Origin of the sequence: Labilibaculum antarcticum (assembly GCF_002356295.1) — a bacterium.
Classification (GTDB): Bacteria; Bacteroidota; Bacteroidia; order Bacteroidales; family Marinifilaceae; genus Labilibaculum; species Labilibaculum antarcticum.
In genome coordinates this window covers 5,182,297-5,205,883 of sequence record NZ_AP018042.1, presented here as the reverse complement: position 1 = coordinate 5,205,883, position 23,587 = coordinate 5,182,297, and the positions used below count along the sequence as shown (strand labels likewise).

Sequence of the window (23,587 nt, the reverse complement as noted above, 5' to 3'; positions counted from 1 at the left end):
ATGATAATGAACTTAACAGATACTTTACACGATACAACTTTTATCGAAGGTGTTAAAGCTTTGATAAAGGAAAATGTGGCTACCTATAAAATTTCTACAAAAAGGATTATAAGTGATTATAGAGGGGAAAAGGGCTTTACCGAGGCTTATAATGGTCGTCAACTCCTGGAACTTTTGCAGAATGCCGACGATGCAAAAACCGATGAAGTTCTTATTAGCTTAAATAAAGAGAAACAGCTGTTAACGATTTCTAATAATGGTAATCCTTTCGATTTAAAAGGCTTGCAATCATTGATGTTGGCGAATACCAGCTCTAAAAACAAAAAAGAGTTTATTGGAAATAAGGGACTGGGCTTCCGCTCCATCTTAAACTGGGCAACCGAAGTTAAGATTATGACGAGTGAGGTATGCCTTACTTTTTCACCTCAAATTGCGAAACAGCAATTTGAGTCTATCATCGAAGATGAAATACAACGACAAGTTTTAATCGATGAAGAGGATGATTTACAGGCTGGCACTGTCCCTTTTGCTGTTCTAGCAATACCAAGTTTTGAACCCATTTACGATTCAGATTTAGAATGGATAACTTCAATTCAAATAGAGTACAAAGCGGCATATATTGAGGATATTGAGAAACAACTGGCTACTTTAAAACCAGAGATTCTTCTTTTTTTGAATTCAACAAAACGAATTCGTATTGAATCTGATGGCCATGAGAAAATCCTTAGCTTATCCAAAACCATTATCGAAGACCAACAATTCATTAATGTAAATAATGAACAATGGCAAGTTTACGATTCTAAAGATTTGCAAATAAATGGACAGGAAAACAAAAATTACAGGATTAAGATAGCTTGGAAAGAGGATTTGTCGGATAAAGATTCTCGTTTCTTCACATATTTCCCAACGCAGCTATCTACACATTTGCCCTATTTAATTCACGCCACTTTTGATTTAGATCCGTCACGAAATTATTTAAACCCGACAGACGATAACAAATATATATTAAGGGAATTGGTTTCAATATTGGCTTGTTTGTCTATTGATAACTTGCAAAATAGTGCTGAGCCTAATTGGGATTCATACAGAATACTCTTGCCTTTAGGCAAGAGTGATAGTAAATTATTGATTCCTTTTTTTCAAGATTTGCAGGATAAAAGAAATTCGCTTGCACTCTATCCATGTTTGGATGGTAATTACAGAACAATGACCTCTGTTAAATATTATGGTAACAAATTTGCAATCTGGGTGCAGAAGAACAGCTTTCAAGAATTTTTCCCTGAATTATTAATTCCAATAGATGAGGATATAAATTTTAATACAGGGCACTTTCCTGCCAAATACAGCAAAGACGAATTTACGGAAAAAATGGGTCAGTTAACATCTCAAATTTCTGAAATAGAGGAGAGAGTGGAATTAATTGCCCTCTTAATGGATGATTCTTTTTCACAATTCCATAATAAAATTTCTCTGCCCCTTTTATTAAATCATGATGAAAAAGTTGTGGAAGCCAGCAAGCAGGTGTTTACTCTAAAAGAAGGTTCAACGGATGAGTATGAAATACCTGAATACGTACAACTGTCTTTTATAAGTAATAATTTATACCTGTCTCTCACGAATCGTTTTTCTGCCGATATAGCAAAGTATAGATCGAACAACGAAGATATTTCACGTCCACTTAAAAAAGTTTTATCGCCATTATTCAATATGGGCTCAAATGATATAACGGATGTGATTCGGAACATGACCAGTGCAACCAATCGTCATTTACGAACAACTACAGTAGATAAGAAGACAATACTTCAACAATACTCCAAATCATTATTCCATATTTTTAAAAAGAACCCCGAACGGAGAGGAATAATTGACGAAAAAGTTCTTTTACTAAACCGGAATGGAGAAGAAACACTTAGTAGTGATCTTTTTTTGGGGAAGGGCTTTCCTTCTGGAAATAAGACAGAGCTTATTTTTGAGGACTTTTATGAAAATAAGGACTTTGTTGCAGATATGGATTCATGGGATTTTTATCAAGAAGATATGGATAGTAAATTCATCGAAAACTTCTTTTTATGGCTTGGAGTGAATAAACACACAAAGTTTAAAAAAATTGAAAAAGATGTCAATAGATGGAACTCTGATCCCTACATCGATTTTGTATTTAAAAATACGCGTACGCCTGAAAACAATCCTTGGAAATATTACAATGTCTTTACAATAGATAACCTTGCTGAGATACTGGAATCAAAGGATATTTCTACAGAGAAACTGGTGGCATGGATACTTATTGATAAGAAAATATTATCTCAGCTTGAAAGAGAAAATCAGGATGTTTTTAAATATACCTACAATAAAAACACAACAGAACTTCATGAAAAACCCTCTTATATTTTTCATCAATTATACAGGGAAAATCTATTTGCAAATATTCTGATTGAGGATGAATTAATAGGGAATAGCGGTTTTGATACATTCGATTTTGAGAATCGAGTTTTTTCAGAACTAAATATTGACAGGACTGATATAAATTATGTCTTAAAAAAACTAGGTGCTAATAAATCATTTAATGATTTACAACCTCATAAAATTTATGAGCTTTTACGTCAAGTCACGAACGATGACGCAAATGGGAGTCAGACAGTCTACAATCGAGTTTTAGAATATTTCGCCAAAAATAAAGAGGCAAAACTTAGGGGTTACAAGCCTGATTTTTCTGAAATTAAATATTTCGCTCGTAAAGGAGGATTAACTGGAAAATTAGAACCCATTATGGCGAGTGAGGTATATTACTCTGATAATAACATTTTACCCCAAAATATTCTCAATAAATTTTGGATGCTTAATTTACCCAAACGTAAAGGAGAACAAAATGTAAAAGAGTTTTTTGGTGTATCACTCATTAAAGATGAAGTGAAAAACATTAAGTTAGTCTCTTATGAAGGACATCCTTTAAATAAAACGTTCATTTCTTATTTCGATCGAATCAAACCTTTTCTATTAACCTATCGGTTGAATACGCTTAAAAAGGGCGATAATGAACAGACTGAGGTCAATTCAATCAAAAATCTGTCCATTTGTTTAGTTGATAATTGTCAATACAGTTTTGGAGAAATCAAACAAATTGAACTTGATGAAAACGAATTTATAAATATCGATTCAACCTTCTATCTAAAGAGTAGTCCTAATTTTAGAGATATTAATCAGCTTCAAAAGAATTCCTTTCTTTGTGATGCCATAGCAGAGATGATTTGCATCTGCTTTAAGATAAAGGAACTGAAGAATACGTTCAGGACTATTTTTAAAGATCATATTCGTGAAGTAGAGCACCTTATTAAAGTAGATGAATTAACAGATCTTCGGATGCGTGCTTTTAAATTATTGGGTTTTTCAGAAGTCGAAATGATGTTTTGGGAAAAAGTATTTGTCCTTAAAGGTAAATCCCTCCAGAGTTCAATCAGTAATACAAAGATTTTAAGCTCTGTTTTGGAAAAGGAATTTTCACTTATTCTCCCAGATTACTATCAGACAGTCGACTTTAATGATTTTAAAAACTTGGAAAGTTTCAATTTTCTAGTTTGGATTTCGAATGCATTGGATTTCAGCTTGGATGAAATTTTGGAAAGCAACTCCTTTGGAATTCGAAGCTCTCACAAGAGAGGTTTGGAAAATACACTAAAAGATCTTAAGTCTAGGTTTAATTCTTTGTTGTGGCTCAAATTGAACAACGAGAAAGAAAAACAAGCATTACTTATTGATCAGCAAATTTCGTTTGATCAAATAAAATCTGATGAATCTATCCTACAAATACTGGATGACAATAAATTCAATTTAGACCTGAATTATATTGATATTATAAAAGATGCGACCTATCGTTTATTTAACTTGAGTTTACTTGTAGATGTAGAAATAAAGAAATGTTTTGAAAATAAATACAAACACCTATTGGATAAATATAGTCTTCATGATGATGACCTGCAGGACAATAAATTGAAAAGTCTTTTGTATTTTGAAGGAAACGAAGAAAAACTGGAAAAGGAATTTATTTCCCTATCCAGGTGTTCTGTCGAATCTGACGATCTTAAAAAGATAGAACCTCGGATAGGTAATGTTATTATTAGCCAAACTACTGCAATTGAACCTAAAGGAACTAGTAAACCAACAAGTAATAGGTGGATACATTCAGATAAGGATATTAGTAGGAATAAGAAATTGGGTGAAAAGGCAGAGGAGTTGGTTTTCAACACGCTAGTAGCTTCTGTTGATGTTGAAGAGGTGGAGTGGGTATCGGGCAATTCCAAATATAAAACCGATAAGTCAGATACATTTCATTACGATATTCAATATAAAAATATTAACAACCCCGATTGGTTTTATTTGGAAGTAAAAGCCTTTAATGGTAGAACATTCCATTTGAGCAAGGATGAGAAAAAAACAGGTTTTGACTATAAGGATCGATATCAAATTGCTTTGGTTCATGGTAATAACATCCATATCATAGAAAACTTTTTTATCGACGAAGATTCATTCTTAAATAATGAACACTATTCAGTAAGCTCAGCAGATTATTTAATTTCGTTAAAAATTAAAGAAAATTAATATGCTCCCAATATTACAAGCCGAAGAAATAAAGCATTCTGTAACCGAATATCTCAAAGCAACCTTTAATTTTCAGGATAAAAACCTGAAGCTCGCTTTAAATGATTTTCTTTTCGATAAACGAAAGGGAATGTTCAAAGGTCCCTTTATGCAGGTACGTTTGCCATTCGAAAAAACGGATGAATCGGACCATATTGAGCATTTCATAAAAATAAAGCCTGGTTTTGACCCATACAGGCATCAATTTGAAGCTTTTAAGCGTCTATCTACCCGTAATGGAAATACTCCAGAACCTCTAATTCTTACCACAGGTACGGGCTCCGGAAAAACAGAAAGTTTTCTTTTCCCTTTATTGGACTATTGCTATCAACATAGAGATACTCCGGGCATTAAAGCCATTATACTTTACCCTATGAATGCCCTGGCAACCGACCAGGCTCGTAGATTAGCGGAAGAGATTAATAATTTTAAAGATGAGGATGGTAATTACATATTAAGAGGTCAAATTCGAGCGGGTCTTTTTATTGGGGAGGGCAAAGCAAAAGGAAAAACCCGATCAACCCGTATGGAACCCGATGGTATCATTGAGGATAGGCAAACGATAACAAGCTCACCTCCTGATATCATATTAACGAACTTTAAAATGCTCGATTTCGCACTGATGAGGGCAGAGTATAATGGCTTGTGGCGCCATAACTACAATCAGCCAGACTTGCTTAAGTTTTTGGTTCTCGACGAACTCCATACCTACGATGGAGCCAAAGGTTCAGATGTCGCGAATTTGATTCGAAGATTAAAATTGAAATTAAAATTGCCTCACAATCAAATTGTACCTATTGGGACTTCCGCAACCATGGGAGGTGGCGAAAAAGGGAAAGAGGAATTGGTGCAATTCTTTTCCGATGTATTTGGGGTTCATGTAACTAAAGATGCCGTAGTTGAAGAGCAGCGTCTAGAGGCCGAAGAGTTTTTTGCCAGTGATTTAGTAATGCCGGATATAAATCTGGATGAAATTGAAGATTGTCGCTTTAATGAGTCCGATGAATATGGAATTTACATAAACAGGCAGCTTGCTTTTTGGGGCTATGCTGATAAAAATAGAGTTGAACTGGGGGAGCTTTTAAAAACCAATGAGTGGTTATATTACCTTCTACAGATTACTCAATCTAATGTTTCCCATATTCAGGATGTTTTAATTAAGTGGGGGCATAAAACGGGACTTGACAACACATTATCGAATGACAAGATTCACGCTCTTTTTGCTTCATTATTAACTTTGATGTCTTATGCCAAAGAACAGTCTGGCACTAAGCAATTCCCATTTTTGTATCTGCAAATTACCTACTGGTTGCGAAGTTTAAACCGAATATTGAGGAAAGTTCAACCGACTCCTGTTTTCGAATGGGAATCTGAGATAAATACCTCCGATCCTGTTTTGTCTCTTCCACCTTATTATTGCAGAGAATGTGGGGCTTCTGGATGGATAGCAATAAAAAAAGAGCAGAGTGAAACCCTCGAACAAGATTTAGCTAGAACACGCCAGTTGTTTATGGCAGATAGCCAAAATAAGAACATTTACTTTATCTCATCCTTACAGGATGCTGATTTTAAGCAAGTATTTGCTGAAGATTACAATTACACTGGTGATCCAATCGATGCATACATCGATCCTCATTCTTTAATTTTGTCTGATAAAAAGCTTAGCGTTGAATCCTTTAAAATATTTGGTGTTCGTGTGCAGGATCAGCATGGGATTCAAAAAATATGCCCTCATTGCAATACCGTCGATAATTTGTCTTTGATAGGTACGGGTATTCCCACTATCGAATCTGTGGCAACAGCTCAGGTTTTGGCTTCATCTATGGATGATACGCCTGATAAACAGCGTAAATTATTAGCTTTTACCAACGGCGTTCAAGATGCCGCTCATCAGGCAGGTTTTATCGAAAATAGAAACTTCCGTTTTGGCATGCGACATGCCATCCAGAGCACTATCAATCTAAATAAAACACCTGTCTTATTACCTGACTTTTATAAGCAATTTGAGAACCATTGGAAACAGAAGGCAGATGAAAATGCTGAAAACCCAATAGAAGCATACTATTTTAAATTTCTTCCTCCCGACTGTGATAGTCGAATATCCATTGATGATTATAAAGACAAATCGGGTAAGTTTCCCTATGCTTTTGATAGAGAATTTTCAAACAGAATCAGTTGGGAACTCTGGTCGGAATTTACTTATAATGCCACAACGGGTCGTACATTAGAAAGATCGGCTGCCTCCGCCATTTGTTTTGATACAAAGAAAATGACTGATGTATTTGAGCAGATGAAGGATTGGCTCAAGGCAAATGCGCTCGATAACAGAATTGAAAAGGAGGATTTTCTTAAATTCCTGAATGGTTTTCTTCATCGCTTGCGACAACGAGGGGGAGTGGATCATACTTATCTGAAATCATTCAGAACAGGGAAAACTAATTATTATTTGATAACTCAAAATATAAATAAGAGTAATTTCTTGATTAAGAATTTTGGGAAGCATACTCGCTTGCCTAAGTTTATAACTCTCGAACGAGCTAAGAATACAGCGGTGTTCGATGTGATTCAAATAGATAAGAAACACAATTGGTACAGTACTTTTTTTCGTAAATCTTTCCCTCTAATTAACTATGAGGAAACCAACCTGATAAATGATTTCTACAAACAGCTTTTAGATGATTTAGAGTCTAATAATTTATTGGATAAAAAAAATGCTGAAGGTGTTCTTAACTATGGTTTATCTGAAGATAGCTTGGCAATAACAAATGAAGTAAAAACATTTATTTGTAGTACTTGTGGACATGAAATGAATGTGGGCGTTTTAAACGAAACCATAACTTCTGGCATGTCTTGCTTGCAGTACAGGTGTCCGGGTAAATATAAACTAAATAGCGAAGATATTTTTGATTACTACCGTATGGTTTACAATCGTGGGCGCTCGCTACGTATTTTTGCAAATGATCATACAGGCTTAATCGATAGAAATAAAAGAGAAGAGCTGGAAAACGATTTTAAGAAAAGACCCTCCTATAAAAGTACAAATGTATTAGTTGCCACCTCAACCCTCGAAATGGGTATCGATATTGGCGACCTTAATATAACCTTTAATTCATCCTTACCTCCTGAAACGTCGAACTACTTGCAAAGAGTGGGGCGTGCTGGAAGATCTAGCGGTACATCTTTAATTCTGAACATGGCAGGTCGCGATCAGCACGATTTGTATTACTACAAGGATCCCATGGAGATGATGGCAGGGGAAGTCAGAACACCCGCTTGCTACCTAAGAGCTAAAGATATTTTAAGAAGGCATTTTATGGCCTATTGCTTTGATACATGGGCTTCCTCAGACCCGGACTCAAATAGAATACCTTTCGTGGTAAAGCGATTGGCTTTAAAATCACTGCCTATTGATGACAACAGATTTGTATTTAATCAAATCGCAAAATTTATAGAGCTTAATAAAGATTTTCTTTTTGAACAATTTATTGGGCATTTTAAGGAGGCTAGAGAGGAAGATCCTTTGGTTTTTGATATCATTAAACAAGACTTGTTATCAGGTGTCTTCATTACTTCAATTACTCGAATTCATTTTAATTTATTGGAAGAGATCAAGTATTATGAATCAAAACGTAAGAAGCTTGAAAGTGATCTTAAGAAATTACCAATAACCAGTCCTGAAGCCTTGATTCTTAAAAAAGAAAAGAAAGCTTTATCTGGTGCTATTTACAATATTAATAAAAGAAATGTAGTAGAATATTTAACCAACATAGGCATATTACCCAATTATGCATTCCCTGAAACGGGAGTGTCTTTGAATGCTCAAGTGGTAAAGAAAAATGAGAAAGACGGTGTTGTGAGTTTTAAAAGCGAAAGTTTTGGTGATATCATAAGACCTTCTTCTTCTGCTATTTCAGAACTCGCACCTGCTAATATATTTTACTCTCAAGGGCATATGCTTGAAATGCATGGTCTGGAGATATTCTCTCGTGAAGAGTATGAAATTTATCGTTTATGCAGTAATTGTGATGAAATGCAATTGGATATTGATGTCCCATCCAATCAATCGGTTTGTCCCAAATGTGGTCACAACTCTTGGGGAGCAACCAGCAATAAAAAGACAATCGTTCGTTTAAAATCGGTAATCTCGGTTAATGACAGCGATAAATCCAAGATTACCGATACAAAGGATGATCGTGATCGTAAATTCTATCAAAAATCAATTCACATTAAAACGGATCCTACGACATCAAAAGGTGCTCGAATATTGAAACGAATTCCATTTGGAATAGAGTTCTTTTCAAAAACAAAATACATTGAAATAAATACCGGAATAAAAGAAGACGGTTTTTTTGGTACCAGCGAAATAGAAATTAATGGCACCAATTTTCCGGAAGTTGGTTTTGTTGTATGTCAAACCTGTGGTAAAACAGCTGAAAGGGCATACACACAGTATGAATTATCTTCTAAAAAGAAATCATATCACTTTGGATATTGTTCAAATAAAAAGCAGGAGTACAAAGGTCATTCTGATGATTATTTTAAAGAAATATACTTATACAGAGAATTCTATACCGAGGCAATAAAGATTCTTTTACCTGTACAGGATTTTAGAACAGAAGAAAGAGTTTCAATTTTTAAAGCAGGCTTATTTCTTGGATTGAAAAATTACTACAAAGGTCATCCTGATCATGTTCATATTCGTGAATATGAAGAGTTCAATAAAGAATCAAATAGAAAAGACAGGTATCTGATTATGTATGAAACCATCCCAGGTGGTACAGGTTATCTTTCAAAGCTTTTTGATCCTATAGAGTTTACTAAGATGTTACAAATTGCATACGATAAAATTCGTTTATGTACTTGTAAAGACGAAGGTAAAGATGGCTGTTATAAGTGTATATACACCTATGGCAATCAGTATGAAAGAGATATTTTAAGTCGAAATGAAGCGGAAAATCTATTCCAAAATATAATAGAGAAGGCGGGTGAATGGAATGTGGTAGATAGTTTAAAGGGGATTGATGGTTTTGCAAACAGTGAGGAGTCTGATTTGGAAGATCGGTTCATTGAGCTTTTGTCCGAAAAATTTGAAGCTAACTTTTATGAGAGTTCAGATCCAGGTGAGAAAAAGTATACTTTAAATCTTGAACAAGGGGATTGTAAAATGATCTATGAGATATGGCCACAAAATTTGGGTAATTATCTTAAGGGAGTGAATTATACTACCACACCTGATTTTGTTTTTAAATGTGTGTCAATTTCTAAGAATGATCAATTCTTATCATTTTCTGAAATTGAAGAAGTCAAAGACATTGTCGTTTATTTAGATGGTTATTCGTTCCATGCTACAAAAGAGCATCCAAGAGTGCCTTCTGATATGAAAATTAGAAACGCTATTGTTCAATCCGGAAAATATCATTTGTGGGTTTTTTCATGGGACGATATTATTTCCAAAGCAAAATTAAAAGCGAAAGATGCTTTTAACGCTAGTTTTAATGAGAACATTGCAAAACAACTCTGTGATAAACACTCTCTACTTAAGGAATACAGTGACGAAACTTTAATGAATGGGAACAGTTTTGATCGATTCAATTATCTATTGCTATCACCAATTAATAAAACGGAGATAAGTAAATGGTCATCTCTTCTTTTATTTTCTTGTCAACATCAGGCATTAAATATATGTTTCAGCGAGGATCTAGTGGAAACTTTTATTGACTCAAAAAAAATTCAGCTAGATAAAGGCACTAAGAATAAACCCAATGAATATGCTTTATCTGATAACTTAAACTTTACTGATGAAATGAGTATGTCAATTTTCATTCATCTTCAGACGCTTAAGACAAAGGGATTTGCTTTACTAAATGATACAATAGAGAAATGGGAAAAGGATAATTGGGAATTCTTTTGGCAGGTTTATAACCTTTCTCAATTTCACCAAATTGAAGCTGGTTTTACAAGTAAACTTGTCCCAGAAAATAAGTCTGATTCTAATTTGGAAATACTAACCAATTTTGAAGAATCACTTCATGATATTGTAAGGCAGTTAATTAAAGCAGGTATTGAATTTAATACTGAATACGATTTTGATTTACTCCATAATGAAGAAATAATGGCTTCGGCGGAATTAGGTTCGCACGATAAAAAATTCTTTATAAATCCATTCAGTGAAGAGGATCAAGCCTATTTCATAAAGAATGATTACTCTGAATATACATTGGAAAACTTTGATCTAAAAAACATTAAATAATGAGCAATTCTATAAATCTAATTCTTCACGACTCTTTTCTCGATTCCTTTTCTAGAGTTCCTAAGAACATTCAAAAAAAAACCAGAGAATTAATTAAGAAATTCAAACTGAACCCAACCTCTTCTGCTATTAATTATGAGAAAATATCCTCATTTTCAGATAAATCATTACGGACTGTTCGGGTCGATTTAAAGTATCGGGCTATTATTCAAGCTCCTGAGGAAGGGAGTAATTATCATTTGTTGTGGGTTGATAATCATGATGAAGCGATGTCATGGGCAATGAATAAGGTTTTTGAATGGAACAAGAATACTCAATCATTTCAAATGTATGATCTTCCAGAAACTAAGATTCAAACAAAAATCATTGAGAACGAAACGCTTTACAACAAGTACTCTGTGGCGCATCTGAAAGCGATTGGGACGCCTGATCAAATGATAGAAACCATACGTAATCTATGTGCAATAGATGACTTAACTAAAATCAAAAACAACTTACCTGCTGACAACTTCGAGTATCTATATTTTCTGGCTGAAGGAATTGCTTACGAAGAAATTTTGGAAGAAATTGAAGCTGGTAAAAATAATTTAGAGGCAGAATCTAGTGATAATGCAAGAAAGCATATTTATATGCTTACGGATGATGAAGATATAGATAAAATACTTTCAGGTGATTTTGATAAATGGAAAGTCTTTCTACATCCTTCTCAGCGTAAACTGGCTTTTAGCGATTATAAAGGTCCAGTTAAAGTTACTGGTGGCGCAGGAACGGGTAAAACTGTGTGTGCGATGCACAGAGCTAAATACTTAGCTCAAAAGATAGAGATATTTGCCAAACCAATTCTATTTACTACTTACACTAAGTCTCTCACATCTTACTTGCAAAACACCATTTCTGATCTGGGCATTGCTGCTGACTCTATTCAAATAATAAATTTCGACAAATTGATATTTGAGATCGCAAGGGATAAAAAATATCAGGTTATTCCTTCAAATTCAGGTTTCCTAACAGAAAAACAAGAATTAGAAATTTGGAAAGAAGTCTTGGAATATAACCCATCATCTATGAGTGAGGATTTTTTAATGTCTGAATATCATGATGTTCTTTTACGAAAGAATGTAAAATCATTGGAACAATATTTAAAAACTTCGCGAACAGGTCGGACAGTAAGAATAGGACGAAAAGAAAAAATCGAAATTTGGAATTTGATACAAGATTTCGCCAAGAGAAAAGATGAGAATTATTCTAAGTTGGAGTTATGTAATTTATTAAGTGAGTTCTTTTCAAATAGAGATGATAAACCATATTCCCATATAATTTGTGATGAAATTCAGGATTTTACGAACAATGAATTGACATTAATGAGATCCTTGGTTTCGGAGCATGAAAATGATATGTTTCTAGTTGGTGATCCCTTTCAGAATATTTACCAGCGAAAAATTAATTTCTCCCAATCAGGGATTAGCGTTCGCGGGCAAAGAAGTAAGAAGTTGAAAATTAATTACCGAACAACTGAACAAATCAAGCTCATGGCATTGAAAACTGTATCAAAGGAGTCCTACGATAATTTTGATGGAGAAGAAGAAAATAGCAAGGGCTATGTTTCTTTGATGTATGGGGATGAACCCCAGTATCAAATTTTTAATACTCCTGAGGAACAAGATGAATATATTCTGTCTAATATTAAAGGATTGCTTGATAATGAACAGGCTGAAGCATCAGATATTTGTGTTTGTGCAAGAACCAACTATGCTGTAGATGATATTAAGAAGACCTTAAATAAAAATGATATTAAGTATAATGATATCAGTAGTTCAAAGGCTCTATCTAACGCCATTAAAGTTTCCTCTTTTCATAACATGAAAGGTCATGAATTTAAATTTGTATTTGTCCTTGGTGCATCTAAAGCAAATGTTCCTCTTAAACATTCAGGATACCAGGATTACTCTTTTAAAGAAAAAGCAGAATACGAAAAACAGGAACGATCGCTTTATTACGTTGTCTTCTCAAGAGCAATCCAAGGATTATTTATTAGTGGTATTGGCGAAAAATCAGAGTGGTTCTAGAGTATTTGTTGAATGCAGCCCCCGCAGATTTGTAGACTATTTATAAAATAGGTATTGAATTGTCTAGAATTGATAATATAGAGCATAATAAGAATATGATTGAAACATTAACTGAACTATTGAATCAGCCAGGGGTAAGGAAAGCCCTAGATTCACCTATTGTTTTTAAACAAGTTGATCGATTTAAGGTTTTTCTCAGTTCTATTATTTTAAAAGCTCTAAATCGATGGACTTTAACTTTAAAGAAATATTTAAAGTGGTCAAATTTGATATTAATTAATTTGGTTGTTTTTTCCTATTTTGCGGGGAAAGCTAACGCCCAAACTTTATCGGAATGGATTTCTGTAATTAGTGATTTTGATGTGTGGTGGGGCTATCAAATAATTGTGAATATAATATACGTGACGGGTCGTTTTCTAAGAGGTATCTTGGTATTCTGTTTACGGGTAGCTTTTATCGTATTGTGTTTCTGGTTACTTTACAGAATCTTTGTATGGCTTTCAAATAAGTTGTCATCTTTTTTTAATGATGATATTGAGGAGGAAAAGATTGAATTAGAGAAATCATTACTTGAGAAAACTATAGAATAAGAACAAATGAAAGAGCAATTTTATTTTAACCAAATTCAAGGAAAAGAATTACTTGTGGCAAGTTTGGGTATTCATAATTCAGATTGGAAAGAAATTTCAACAAAGGAATTTTCCCAAAATAAGCAGGTTGTTCATGATATAATGATAAAAAATCATTATGATGTAATTCCAGTAAAAAATAAAAGTGGAAGTTTTGCTCATTATGTTACTACTTCAAGCTGGGGGGACTATTCCCTTTCCAATATAGAAATGAAGAGTATTAAATTTGCAGAAGATGGGATTTATTATTTAACCCATATAAGCGATGCAATTAGATTGATGGTTGAAAATAAACGGAATTTCTATTTTCTAACCAATCATACTTCTGTTGTTGGGTTGCTTAGTATTGCTAACTTAAATAATAAGTATTTCTATTATTGGTTGTATCAAAACTTAGTTGATTTGGAGCAAGGTTTAGGTAAAATGCTTTCCTCGCAACTGGATACTCAACAAATTTGTAATCGCATTGAAGAATTAAGTTCTCAAGACAACGATTTAGGGAAATGGTTCAAAGACACCTCTAATCGTTATAAAGAAGATCAGAAAAAAAATTCAGATACCGCAATTACTGAGTATCTATATTTTGGGCAATTAATAGAACTGTTTCATCAATTTGACCTTCACAAAATATTAGGGTACAAAAATGGTGATGGTTTTAAGAAACACACATCCTACCTAAATAAAATTAGAAACACTGTTGCACACCCAACTAGAAGCTTAATACAAGATCATTCATCTCTAATCGAATTATGGAATGGAATCGTAAAAATGGACGAATTATCCAAATCGTTAGTTCGTGAATCTAAAGAGAATATGGATTAAAAAATCATTATCATGAAAGAACCAAAACCATTTTGTAGCAACACTGACAACATAAAGGCTTTTGTATTGGGATGTGACCCAACAGCATTCGATAAAACGGGAAACCGTTTAGAGTTCGAATATGTTTTCGATCTAGGCAATGACGAGCGTTATTTTAAAGGTGTCATCGACAACTTGGAACAGATTAGCTTATCAATTGAGAAAGTTTACGTTCAAAACCTGGTGACTGATTACCAAAAGGAAGAAACCAGTAAAAACAAGAATTGGCATCAAACGGCTCAGGAGTACATTGCTATTCGAAAACAAGAGTTTGATAATTTGGATCCATCTGGCACTACACCTGTTTTTCTCACTTCTGAAGTACTCTACAAAGTATTAATAAACCCTGATGAAAAAAAATATAAGGCTTCTCAGCTTTATAATTCTCCGGAATTACTCCCAATCCCTGCTATATCTAATTTATTAGGGAGACCATTAATTCCACTCTATCGTCATTGGAATTACAATCTTAAGAAATGGCCACAATACTCAAAATTGTTCAAGCTTTATTTTGATTGAATGGGTGGCTATAAACCCCAGCTCCCCCAGATTTGTAATCTGTGAGCAAAGAGTTTAGGAAGACTGACTTATTGTTTTGAAAAAAAAGCTGCACCAGTTATCTGTTGCAGCTTTTCTGTTTTTAATCATTTTTTAAGAGGGGAAAATAAAAGGAGTATTTTTCTTGTGTCCTCTTTTAGATTTTCATCTTTGTTTACACCCCAAATAATGTTGCTTTTCTCACCAAAATTTTCTGTAATCTGATCTATGTAATTCCCGATTTCGACCATAGTGATTTCTGGCTCCGAAGAGGTAAAACAGACGAGTATTTCTGAAGTTGTAGGCTTAGAGGGTAGCGTTTGTAATGCTTTTCGTAAGGATGAATCTAAATTTTCTGCTTTTTCTTCTAAAATTAGATATTGGATATTTTCTTTACTGGATGTGAAATGAGCAAAGTCTTCTGCATCAATCTTAATGTATCCTGGATTTTGAAGAACCAATGCTATGGCTTGAATAATATTTGCAGGACAGGTTTGAAAGGTATTTGTGTGCATAATTTATGAGTTGGGTTTATACCAGGGAGAATATCAGGTGTGCTTTATTTTATATTTTGTGCATGTTTCACATATTCAACAACCAAATGATCGAAAACGCTGTCCCAATCCGGATATTGGACGGTGAGGAAATGGATTAATTCTCCCTTGAATTCGCCTGCACCATTTTTGGTTCTGTCGTCTATCAGGTAGTCACCTATATTTAGATTTTTGTGATGAGAGAGAATGAGTCGTTTTTTACCTATTTCGGGAAGGTATTCTTTCACCCATTCTAACTTGTCTGACCAGGCACTTGGATTCTCCCATGGTGCGGTGGAAAGTATGTAAATATCGTATATTTTAGCCAGTTTTTCAACGATATATACAGCTCCAGAGGTGGGTTTCATCAGACTAAAGATGCCGGGAACTTCATCTAAGTTATTTTCGTACTTCTTTTTTGTGGCATCATTAAGTTGATCAATTCCCGATTGGAAATCGACCAGTACACTATCCATATCGATGTAGAGAATCTTTTTTTCAAGGCTTTTATCAATGATAACTTTACGGGCTAAGCTTTCGCAAATATTGGCTGTGTCATCGTAGCTTTCTGCTGACTCATGGTTTACTTCAGAAAGGCCAAGTTTTGCACGTTTCCGACTAATTCTATCCGTATATTCATCCGACCAGGGATTGCTTTTTTCATACGTGTAAAAATCAGACTCTTCAGGAAACAAGAGTATGTTGAAATGCTTGGCCATTCCCATTATTTCATTTTCTAAGGCTTCTTTTTCATCCAATTCAATTATTTGTTTAGGACTAAGGCCTTTGCGTGCCTCTTCGTATTTTCGTTTTTCTTCTTGAGCTGTTCTGTTCATTGTTTTTATAGAATTTATCGCCTAAGCGGCAAAGGATAAGTTGTACATTTTGTTCGTAAACAAATATAATAAATTGCATCTAAATTTATCAAACTGAAGTATTTTGTTAGTTTTGATATTCTATAAAAAGAAACGCATGGTAAAGCAGAGTAATTCAAGAGATATTTTAATAGGATTATCGGTTGGTGATGCCTTAGGAGTGCCTATTGAATTTTTAAGTAGAGCAGACTTGGATGCAGATCCGGTTACTGGTATGAAGGAATATGGTATTCATAATCAGCCGGCAGGAACATGGTCTGATGATAGTTCGATGGCCTTTTGTTTGGCAGAGAGTTTGCTAAATGGATATAATTTAAAAGATATTGCTCAAAAGTTTATTGCTTGGTTCGATGAAGCTTGGTGGACGTCCCACGGTGTTGTTTTTGATTATGGCATAACTACCAGTGAAGCAATTGCTCGTTTAAAGTCAAAAACTTTGCCTCCTGAACAAGCTGGCGGTATCAATGAAGGGGATAATGGCAATGGTGCTTTAATGCGTATCCTTCCATTGGTGCTCTACACAATGGATCTTCCCTTACAGGAACGATTTGAAAGAGTAAAGGAGGTCGCCTCAATGACTCATGGGCACATTCGCTCAACGCTTTGTTGTTTCTTTTATACCGAATTGGCAATCGGGATTGGCTATGGGAAAAGCTTTAATGAGGCGGTGAAATTGGCATCTCAGATTGTATCTAAAATGATAAAGTCTAATCTTGCTTGGGAAGGCGAGGGGCAGCATTTCAAAAGAATATTCGATGCTAAAATTGGTAATCTCTCCAGAGAAGAAATATCCAGTTCTGGTTATGTAATCCACATACTGGAGGCGACACTTTGGTGTTTGTACAATTCCAATTCTTATGAAGAAGCAGTCCTGCTTGCAGTAAACTTGGGAGATGATACAGATACCACCGCGGCAGTAGTTGGCGGTCTGGCTGGGCTACTATATGGCTATAAGTCTATTCCTAATAAGTGGATGATGCAATTGGTTCGTAAGGATGATATTCTAAATCTTGCAGATGCTTTGGAGAATCGTATAAGTTCATCAGTTTCCCCAGATTTGTAATCTGGGGGCAAAGAGTTCCGGATTTCAACGATTCCGGATTTTTTTATTAAAAATGAAATAGTCGTTATCTGCTAGAATAGAAATTGGATCTGGTAATAAACTCAAAGTTACATTGTATTTGTTCTAATGAAGGTAAAAACGGCATGTTAATCTATTGAGATTGCTAGGAGATATCTATTTTATTTAAGATTTAGGAAAGATACTTTTATAATTGCAACCATTTAATATCTTTGCCAAAAGTATAGCCTGTGCATTTATTTAAATTATCAAAATGAAAAATATCCTTCCAACCTTGTCTTATGAAATATTAAAAATTGCTAATCGTGAGATACCAAGGTCTATTTTTCTGAACGAAATGTCGAATATACTTATTGACTCGTTAAAGTTTTCAGAACTAACGCTTTTATTTCACAAGCGGGAAAATGAATCCCAATTCGAATTTGTACATTGTACTAAGGATAGTTTTGAATACAAAATTATAAGTTTAAATGACTTATTACACCATCTGCCTGAAGACGAAACTACAATTCTTTGGGAACCAATATTAACTAATAGTTTCGATTCTACTTCCACTTTTTTTACTGAAAAAGGAACGTTTTGGACCATAGATTTTAATAATTTCTCCATTCCTTATCGTAGGAAATTGGGCTTAGTTGAAAATAATAATCTTCTGAAGCCAAAGAGTAGTTGCTCACTTTTAATTATCCCATTTTTATATGGCAATGAAAGAGTTGGGCTTGTGCAATTTAAAAATATTAAGCGAGAGCTATTTTCAAGTTTAGGTACTAATTTATTCGAAGAATTTGCTCAAACTTTAAGTGCCATTCTTATTAACCAGTATACACAAGCACTTTTACTGGAACGTGTAAAAGAGTTGGCTTTCTTGTATGAGATGTCAAATATTACTAAACAAAGCTCAATTTCACTGAAAGATAGTATACATCAGATTATTAAACTAATACCACCTGCCTGGCAATACCCAGAAATAACACAAGCTCGAATTACACTAAATGGCATTGACTATTCAAATACTCCTATAACTAGTTGGGAGCATAAACTTGTAGCTGACATTATGGTTGAAAAAGAAAAATGTGGAGTCGTAGAAGTTATTTATACTGAAAAATGTCCAGATATGAACGAGGGCCCCTTTTTTACGGAAGAAAGAAGTTTACTAAATAATATTGCAGCAGAATTGGCAATTATTATTATTAGTAAAAAGAGTAATGAAACGAATAGTTAAACGATTGATTTGTTGTTATTGTGTTTTTTGACTAATACTAGTTTCACGTTTGAATCTGTACTACGAAGTTGTTCTCTTTGCAGGATTTTCTGATGGAATGTGGAAACATTAAAAACGATATCGTATAGTTGGACGTTTGTCTGGTCTGTATTATCAGCGTTTTTCGAATAGTTGATATAATTGGAGCTCAGTCACTGGTCATTAAAGGAAATTAGCCGTTTTTTTCACTATCTCCTTTGAAATCGTGCGCGTTTAGAGGTCATTTCGCTATGAATTTCCTCCATAAGTTCGCCATGAGTCTTCTTTTTGTAGCTTCCAATCCAATCTAGTAACTCGTCCTCGTAGAAATAAAGCTTTCTCCCTGCTTTGTAACAAGGGATTCTTCCTTTTCTAACATATTCATAGATTGTATTCTTCGATTTTAAGATAAGTTTACTGGCAGTGTTAATATCGATAGGTTTTCTCTGTTTTGGAACTATCTTTTTTTCTGATTCTACCAAACTCCTTAGTTCTGTTATTTCCTTTATAAGATAAGCAACTGCTTTAGGTAATTTTTCAAACGTAATTTCTTCCTCTTTCATAATGTTCAGAATTAATCATGTTAATTTCATTTTAAGCTTATTCTATTGGCAGACTCACGTTTCTTAAAACTTACCAGATCTGCATAAATTTGGGTTGTGGAAACATTTTTGTGCGTTAACATTTTAGATACTGTATAAATGTCTGTTCCTGCTGCTATTTGAAGAGTGGCAAAAGTATGTCGGAAACAATGGAATGTGATATTTTTAGTAATACCAGCATCAGCAACCCATTTCTTTAGAGGTATATATACCATATATCTATCTAGGCCTTTAAATACTCTCCCTAAGCCTGGAGTTCCACATAATTCTAATGCCTCTTCACTAATTGGTAAGGTTGTTTCAGTCTCCGTTTTTTCTGTTCGAATCCTCATGCAATATCCATCATCCGAGGCCAAAACAATTTCACTCCAATCTAACTTCAAAACGTCACTAATTCGTAATCCGGTGAGGCAAGCAAAAATCGATGCTGATTTCAATACAGGTATTTTACAAGGAGTATTTGCCAGTTTCTTTAACTCTTCTAATGTGAGATATTCTTTTTTAGTATCTTCATTATCAATTTTTTCTAAAAAATCATTAATATTTTCAGGAATAAATTTATCTCTGTAAGCAATTTTTAAAAGTGCTCTGAAAGTTGAAAAGTAACTTGCTGCGGAGTTTTTTGAAATTTTAAATTCAGTATGATTCAGTTTCTTAACATTTAGAAGATAAGCCCTGAATTTCCGACATAAATCAATGGTAACATCTTCAAACTTACATTTACCATTTACAAAGTTTGAAAAATGAGTATACACCATCAACCATTTTTGATCCTTTTCTAGTACAATATCATAGAAAAAATCTAAAAAATTAGCCTTCTGTTTATGTTTGTCAAGAAAGTTAAATTCTTCATTGATTAATGATTGTACACGAATTGCTCTAATACCTTCCGCTTTTTGGAGTATTTCTTTATTATATTCTGCTTCTATACTGTTTTTAGGAACTTGAAAGATATATATTCCAAGAACCTCTCGACGTGTCATTTTCATTGTTCCCGGATTTCGTATTGCTGGATAGTAATCAAGATATAGAGAATGTCTTCCTTTTGTTATAGCCTTTTTCCGTAAAGTTACTTTCGTGCATGTCATGATTGATTAAATTTGAGGATTAAGCAATTTATCAAGTTCTGTTTTAGAAACTTTTATGTATTTGCCAGCTTTTAATTTTGATATGCTGTGCTTCTTAATGATAGAGTAGAGGCTATCTCTGGAAAGATTAAATTTCAACATAGCTTCTTCTATAGAGTAAAATTGAGGGGAGGATTCTTTTTGTAAACCTTTCGAAATTAAGATGTGCTTCCTGGAATATAGCATGTTTCTTCCTTCTCGCTTTTTGGGAATACCTTCTCGGGAAACCAAAGAGTAGATTCCTGATTCTTTCATATGTAATTCGTTACACAGCTCTTTGATTGTTGCCCAATCGTCTATTTCAATTTGGCTAGATAAGTTTTTTCCTTTGAGATGATTATCTATGTGTGATTTGCTATAATAACTTTTCCCTTTTCGTTTAACTTTAGGAATATCGTTTTCCTTGATAAGCTTATATGTCCAGGTATCACCAATATTAAATTTTTCTTTAATTTCAGAAAATGAATAAAACTCCATTTCTTTTTTAACCAATTGAATGGGGTCGATCTGTTTTGAATTTGCTTGAGCAAACATTTCATCGATATCACTACGTTTTATGAGTGTTATTCTTGGTGATATTTTTGATGCTTTTAATTGGCCAGTATAGATGAGATTGTATATCGTTTGCCTGCACAAACCAAGAAGTGTAGAAACTTCTTTTACTTTAAGATATTCCTTACTATTCAGATAATCGTATGATTGTTCTGAAATGTCAAAAATATTCAGATTGGTGTGTTGCTGGATTTTCTCTTTCTTTTTTTGAGCTTTATAAGCTCTAGAGTTGCAAATGTGGGAACAGTATTTAGTTGTTGTAGTTTTTGCAACAAATGGTTTTTCACACCATGCACACACCTTCTTTATTTGTAAATTACTACTCATAAATTCGCCAATTTTAGTCTACTCACTTATATTGCAGTCTATGTTAGTCTAATTATTTCATTGTCTTGCATATCATCTACATACAAGGTAGTGAAAAATTAAAAGTTATACAAATGAGGTACAAAAATTAACGAATTCTATGGGATTGATACTAAAAACGACAAAACCCTTTATTTCAAAGGGTTTTGCGTGTATTGATTATCAGTGGTAAATGATTTGTTTTGATGTTTTTTCTACTTTGTTATTTGCCGATGCAGAAATTCTTAAATATATTCCCTAAAACTTCATCAGTTGATATGTCTCCGGTTATCTCGCCAAGAAAATGAAGACACTCGCGAATATCCTGAGCCAAGAAATCGGTTGGGATTTGACCTTCTAAACCATTATTAACTCTATCGATACTCCCCAAAGCATTTTTAAGTGCCTCAAAATGGCGAATATTCGTGACAATTACATCTTGCTCGTTAATGGCACCCATATTTACTGTTTTAAGCAGTTCATCGGTTAATGAGTCGATGTTATGCTTTTGTTTTGCAGATATGAAGAGCATTTTGTCATCTGCATTTATTCCTATTAATCTTTTTGCGAATCCTTGAGGATCTGCTATCAAATCAATTTTATTGATACAAACTACCAAATGCTGAGTTTCGCGATTGATAGCTTGATTAACCCTAAGAATCGAATCATTTACATCTTCAATAGTACGGTCGGCATCAATCAGTAGAAGGACGATTTGAGCTTGTTTCATTTTGCTGTAAGTACGCTCGATTCCCATGCTCTCAATTTTATCCAGAGTAGTTCGAATACCTGCAGTATCAATAAATCGGAAGGTTATTCCACCAAGGTTAATGGTGTCTTCAATCGCATCACGCGTAGTTCCTGCAATATCTGAAACAATAGCACGATCTTCATTCAGAAGAGCGTTTAACAGTGTCGATTTACCAACATTTGTGTTTCCAACTATGGCAACAGGAACACCGTTCTTAATCACGTTTCCTAGCTCAAATGAATTAACCAACTTCTGTATTAAGCTTTGTATTTCATTCACTAAATTGGTTAGTTGAGTACGATCTGCAAATTCAACATCTTCTTCCCCAAAATCTAATTCCAATTCAATTAAGGAGATGAAATTTAGTAATCGTCCACGTAAATTGGCAATTTCGTTAGAGAACCCTCCACGCATTTGCTGCAATGCAACTTTATGAGCCGCTGCCGAGCTTGATGCTATTAAATCAGCGACAGCTTCGGCTTGTGAAAGATCCATTTTGCCGTTTAAAAAGGCACGTTGCGTATATTCCCCAGGAGTGGCACTACGAGCCCCGTTCTTAAGCAAAACCTGAAGAATACGGTATTGAATAAAAGGAGCACCGTGACAAGCAATTTCAATGCTGTTTTCGCCGGTGTAGGAGTGAGGTGCTCTAAAAATACTCACCAAAACTTCGTCAATAATATCTTCGCCATCTTGAATGGTTCCAAAATGAACTGTATTGGCTTTTTGTTCACTTATTTGCTTTGAACTTGCCGCTGTAAATACTTTATCGCAAATTGTAAGTGCATTGGTTCCCGAAAGGCGCACAATCGCAATGGCTCCATTTCCTGGAGCTGTAGAAATTGCACATATAGTAGATTGATCAATCATATTTATCTAATTGTAATAATGTTTTGCAAAGATAGAAGAGAATTGCTAATTATGAATGGATCTGCTCACTAAATATGGATCTGTGTAACTTGTATTACCATTAGCCATTCTACTTTTTACATCTCTTTGGAATACACTTTTCTTTTTATACTTATTCCTTTTCCCCTTTATCCTTTTTAACCTTTCACCTTTCCACTTTAATCTTTTACCTTTGATCTTAAATTATAAAACAGAATTAAACCAACTAACAATATGAAATCACTAACTGGTCGTTGGACTTTTAATGAAGATTTTGGCTTTGGCAAGGATGAAGGATTTGCCGAGTTTACCCAAATAGGGGAAGCGCTTACTGGAGTTGTGGTCTATACTGAGAGAATTGATGATGAAACTCCCTTTAGAGTTCAACAGGATGTAGAAGGTAGTTTTGACGGTGTTACTTTTAAAGTGACAGGAACAAAAGTTGAATTGCTAGATGTTGAAAAAGAATTTGAATACCATTTAGATACTTGGGAAGGAATCCTGAATGCCAACAATCAGATAGTAGGTCATAGTTACGATGATCATGACTGTTTTGGTGTGTTTGTAATGGAGCCAATTGAGAGCTAAGAAAAATCGTTTTATTTATTGATATAAAAA

15 protein-coding genes are annotated in these 23,587 nt (G+C 34.2%); 9 read left to right on the top strand and 6 right to left on the bottom strand.

Features of this window, described 5'->3' with window-relative positions; genetic code table 11:
• Positions 1–6: 6 nt before the first annotated feature.
• From ALGA_RS20795 to ALGA_RS20770, 6 genes are read left to right on the top strand one after another with little or no spacing between them, the layout of a single operon-like run.
• Positions 7–4,593, top strand: coding sequence for a sacsin N-terminal ATP-binding-like domain-containing protein (locus ALGA_RS20795; RefSeq protein ID WP_162845504.1), 4,587 nt, complete (start codon positions 7–9; stop codon positions 4,591–4,593).
• Position 4,594: 1 nt separating this feature from the next.
• Positions 4,595–10,882, top strand: a complete 6,288-nt coding sequence (locus ALGA_RS20790) for a DEAD/DEAH box helicase (RefSeq protein WP_096432586.1) — start codon at positions 4,595–4,597, stop codon at positions 10,880–10,882.
• Complete coding sequence (locus ALGA_RS20785; RefSeq protein WP_096432584.1) at positions 10,882–12,948, top strand: UvrD-helicase domain-containing protein; 2,067 nt, start codon at positions 10,882–10,884, stop codon at positions 12,946–12,948. The genes ALGA_RS20790 and ALGA_RS20785 overlap by 1 nt, the downstream gene beginning before the upstream one ends.
• Positions 12,949–13,007: 59 nt before the next feature.
• Positions 13,008–13,538, top strand: coding sequence for a hypothetical protein (locus ALGA_RS20780; protein WP_096432582.1), 531 nt, complete (start codon positions 13,008–13,010; stop codon positions 13,536–13,538).
• A 6-nt stretch (positions 13,539–13,544) separates the two neighbouring features.
• A complete protein-coding gene (locus ALGA_RS20775; protein ID WP_096432580.1) occupies positions 13,545–14,399 on the top strand; it encodes a hypothetical protein in 855 nt (284 codons plus the stop codon).
• Positions 14,400–14,411: 12 nt separating this feature from the next.
• Complete coding sequence (locus ALGA_RS20770; RefSeq protein ID WP_096432578.1) at positions 14,412–14,957, top strand: hypothetical protein; 546 nt, start codon at positions 14,412–14,414, stop codon at positions 14,955–14,957.
• Between the two features lie 125 nt (positions 14,958–15,082).
• On the opposite strand, the gene ALGA_RS20765 is transcribed toward ALGA_RS20770, so the two are convergent.
• Together ALGA_RS20765 and ALGA_RS20760 are read right to left on the bottom strand one after the other, a co-directional pair.
• Entirely contained in the window at positions 15,083–15,490 is a 408-nt protein-coding gene (locus ALGA_RS20765) for an FtsZ/tubulin family protein (protein ID WP_096432576.1), read from the bottom strand.
• A gap of 44 nt (positions 15,491–15,534) precedes the next feature.
• The gene (locus ALGA_RS20760) at positions 15,535–16,344 is read right to left on the bottom strand and encodes a 5' nucleotidase, NT5C type (protein WP_197705637.1); all 810 of its coding nucleotides are present in this window, start codon (positions 16,342–16,344) and stop codon (positions 15,535–15,537) included.
• A 136-nt stretch (positions 16,345–16,480) separates the two neighbouring features.
• Here ALGA_RS20760 and ALGA_RS20755 point away from each other — a divergent pair, with 136 nt between their 5' ends.
• Positions 16,481–17,446, top strand: coding sequence for an ADP-ribosylglycohydrolase family protein (locus ALGA_RS20755; protein WP_096432574.1), 966 nt, complete (start codon positions 16,481–16,483; stop codon positions 17,444–17,446).
• 271 nt (positions 17,447–17,717) lie between these two features.
• Complete coding sequence (locus ALGA_RS20750; RefSeq protein WP_096432572.1) at positions 17,718–18,686, top strand: hypothetical protein; 969 nt, start codon at positions 17,718–17,720, stop codon at positions 18,684–18,686.
• Between the two features lie 227 nt (positions 18,687–18,913).
• Here the strand turns inward: ALGA_RS20750 and ALGA_RS20745 are convergent, their stop codons facing one another.
• From ALGA_RS20745 to mnmE, 4 genes are all read right to left on the bottom strand, one after another.
• Positions 18,914–19,267, bottom strand: coding sequence for a helix-turn-helix domain-containing protein (locus ALGA_RS20745; protein WP_096432570.1), 354 nt, complete (start codon positions 19,265–19,267; stop codon positions 18,914–18,916).
• 26 nt (positions 19,268–19,293) lie between these two features.
• Complete coding sequence (locus tag ALGA_RS20740; protein ID WP_096432568.1) at positions 19,294–20,394, bottom strand: tyrosine-type recombinase/integrase; 1,101 nt, start codon at positions 20,392–20,394, stop codon at positions 19,294–19,296.
• A 6-nt stretch (positions 20,395–20,400) separates the two neighbouring features.
• On the bottom strand, positions 20,401–21,312 hold the full coding sequence (locus ALGA_RS20735; RefSeq protein ID WP_096432566.1) for a helix-turn-helix domain-containing protein: 912 nt from the start codon (positions 21,310–21,312) through the stop codon (positions 20,401–20,403).
• 241 nt (positions 21,313–21,553) lie between these two features.
• Positions 21,554–22,951 (bottom strand): tRNA uridine-5-carboxymethylaminomethyl(34) synthesis GTPase MnmE, encoded by a 1,398-nt coding sequence (gene mnmE, locus ALGA_RS20730; protein WP_096432564.1) that lies wholly within the window; start codon positions 22,949–22,951, stop codon positions 21,554–21,556.
• Between the two features lie 252 nt (positions 22,952–23,203).
• Between mnmE and ALGA_RS20725 the strand changes: the two genes are divergently transcribed.
• Complete coding sequence (locus tag ALGA_RS20725; protein ID WP_096432562.1) at positions 23,204–23,557, top strand: hypothetical protein; 354 nt, start codon at positions 23,204–23,206, stop codon at positions 23,555–23,557.
• Positions 23,558–23,587 lie beyond the last annotated feature (30 nt).